This window comes from Xanthobacter sp. BG11Y11_SDJG (assembly GCF_057364445.1).
Window position 1 is genome coordinate 1 of the sequence record NZ_JBNFNU010000505.1, and the last position, 2,590, is coordinate 2,590.

Genomic DNA, 2,590 nt, shown 5'->3' on the forward strand with positions numbered 1-2,590 from the left:
TCATCAGGAGGCGCGGGGCGAAGATCGCCCTGCGGCGAGACGGCGTCGATGGCGCGGGCCAGCACGTCGGCGCGCATCACCATGCCGGGGCCGCCGCCGGCAGGGGTGTCGTCCACCGAGCGGTGCCTGTCGAGCGCGAAGTCGCGGATCTGCACCGCCTCCAGCCCCCACAGGCCGGCGCCGAGCGCGCGGCCCGCCAGCGCATGGCCGAGCGGGCCGGGAAACATCTCCGGATAGAGCGTCAGCACGCTGGCGCGGAAGAGCGGGGCGGCGGTCATGGCGGAGTGATGGGCGCGGGCGGCGCCGGCGTCAAACGCACCATCAGTCGCCTTCCCCCTCCACGCCGTCCTCTTGCGTGCCGCGGCACGAAGGCGGGATCGACCACGACGCGCCGGCCCGCCACGTCCACCACCGGCACCGCGGCCTTGGTGAAGGGCACCATCAGCGTCTTGCCGCCGGCCGCGGGCGCGAATTCCAGAATGTCGCCGGCGCCGAAATCGTGCAGCGCCACAACGCTGCCGAGCGGGGCGCCGTCCGGGCCGGTCACCGGCAGGCCGATCAGGTCAGCGTGGTAGAAGGTGTCTTCGTCCTCCGCCGGCGGCAGGCGGTCGCGCGCGACGTAGAGCTCGGTCTGGGTCAGGGCCTCGGCGGCGGTGCGGTCGTCGATGCCGGCGAGCCGGGCGACGAAATGGTCCTTGCCGGGCCTGAGCGCAACAATGCGGAACGTGCGCGCGCCCGCTTTGTCGGTCAGCGGCTGATAGTCCAGCACCGCCATCGGGTCCTGGGTGAAGGGGAAGAGGCGGACCTCGCCCCTCACGCCGTGGGGGCGCCGATGCGGGCGACGAGGATGCGGTCGGTCATGGGCGGCCTTTCGCGGCGCGGCCCCGCGCGCCGGGTCGCCCTCATAGCCCCGGCGCGGACGGAAGGGAAGAAGAGCGGGTGGGCACCTCGGGGAAAGGCCCCGCGCTGCGGTGCAGCCGACGCTTGCGGGCCGCAAGGCGCTGAGGCAGTGTCCCGGCCATGTCGAGCCATGCCCCCGAGCCCCTCCTCCTCGACCCGCAGGCGGTCGAAGGCGTCGTTGACCGCATCGCGGCGCGCATCGGCGCGCGCCACGTGCTGCGCGCGAGCGCCGACATCGCCCCGCATCTGGTGGAGGGGCGCGGGCTGTTCCAGGGCACGACGCCCGCCGTGCTAAGGCCCGGGAGCGCCGAGGAGGTGGCCTTCATCGTCGCCGCATGCGCGGCCGCGGGCCTGCCCTTCGTGCCGCAGGGCGGCAATACCGGTCTGGTCGGCGGGCAGGTGCCGTTCGGCGCGCTGCTGATCTCGCTCTCCCGCCTCGACCGCATCCGCGACCTCGACGCGACCGACCTCACCGTCACCGCCGAGGCGGGCGTGACGCTGGCCAAGGTGCAGGAGGCCGCGCGCGAAAAGGGCTGCCTGTTCCCGCTCTCCATCGCCGCGGAGGGCTCGTGCCAGATCGGCGGCAACCTTTCCACCAATGCCGGCGGCACCGCCGTGCTGCGCTACGGCAATATGCGCGAGCTGGCGCTGGGGCTCGAGGTGGTGCTGCCGGACGGGCGGCTGTGGAACGGCCTGTCGCGCCTGCGCAAGGACAATACCGGCTACGATCTCAAGGACCTCTTCATCGGCGCCGAGGGCACGCTCGGCATCATCACCGCCGCGGTGCTGCGCCTGTTCCCGGCGCCGCGCCAGCGCGCCACGGCGCTGGTGGGCCTGGAGAGCCCCCATGCCGCTTTGGCGCTGTTCCGCCGCCTGCGCGCGGTGGCCGGGGACGCGCTCACCGGCTTCGAGTTCCTGCCGCGCTTCGGCCTGGAGACGGTGCTGAAGCACATGCCCGGCACGGTGCGCGCGCTCCAGGGCGACCACGCCTTCTACGTTCTGGCCGAACTCACCTCCACCCGCGACGACGACGACCTCGCGGCCATGGTCCTCGCCGTGCTCTCCGACGCCTTCGAGGCGGCGGAGGTGGAGGACGCGGTGATCGCCGCGAGCGAGGCCCAGGCGGCGGCGCTGTGGCGCCTGCGCGAGGACCTGTCCGACGCCCAGAAGTACGAGGGCGGCTCCATCAAGCACGACGTCTCGGTGCCGGTCTCAAAGGTCGCCGACTTCATCGTCGAAGCGACGCGGCGCTGCGAGGCCCATATGGACGGCCTGCGCGTATGCGCGTTCGGCCACATGGGCGACGGCAACGTGCATTTCAATCTCAGCCAGCCGGTGGGCATGGACAAGGCGGCCTTCATCGCCGCCTGGGAAGACTTCAACCGCATCGTCCACGATCTCGTGGCCTCGCTCGGCGGCTCCATCTCCGCCGAACATGGCATCGGCCTCCTGAAGAAGGAGGAGCTGACGCTCTACAAGGACCCCGTGGCGCTGGACGTGATGGCGGCGGTGAAGCAGGCGCTCGACCCCAAGGGGCTCGCCAATCCCGGCAAGGTGCTGGTCGGGCGGTAGGCCGGCGCGGCCGGCGGACGCACCGGCTGCCGGCGCCCGTTGCGGACAACCCTGGCGCCTCGTCCCTCAGCGCTCCGGCGCCTCATGGTGAGCGGGTCCGGCTCTGCCGGCCGCGGCA

General features: G+C 72.7%; 1 protein-coding gene and 2 pseudogenes. 1 reads left to right on the forward strand and 2 read right to left on the reverse strand.

Features of this window, described 5'->3' with window-relative positions; all coding sequences use genetic code 11:
• Both AC2W7M_RS23570 and rimM read right to left on the reverse strand, forming a co-directional pair.
• Positions 1 to 278, reverse strand: a pseudogene (locus tag AC2W7M_RS23570) (tRNA (guanosine(37)-N1)-methyltransferase TrmD); the annotation flags it as partial.
• A pseudogene (rimM, locus tag AC2W7M_RS23575) lies at positions 275 to 861 on the reverse strand (ribosome maturation factor RimM). The pseudogenes AC2W7M_RS23570 and rimM, both read right to left, overlap by 4 nt.
• Positions 862 to 1,020: 159 nt before the next feature.
• Here rimM and AC2W7M_RS23580 point away from each other — a divergent pair.
• On the forward strand, positions 1,021 to 2,472 hold the full coding sequence (locus AC2W7M_RS23580) for an FAD-binding oxidoreductase (RefSeq protein ID WP_486135374.1): 1,452 nt from the start codon (positions 1,021 to 1,023) through the stop codon (positions 2,470 to 2,472).
• The last annotated feature ends 118 nt before the right edge of the window (positions 2,473 to 2,590 follow it).

Bases quoted from the DNA above. Each gene is read 5' to 3' on its own strand.
- AC2W7M_RS23580 (WP_486135374.1), top strand. From the start codon at position 1,021: ATGTCGAGCCATGCCCCCGAGCCCCTCCTCCTCGACCCGCAGGCGGTC.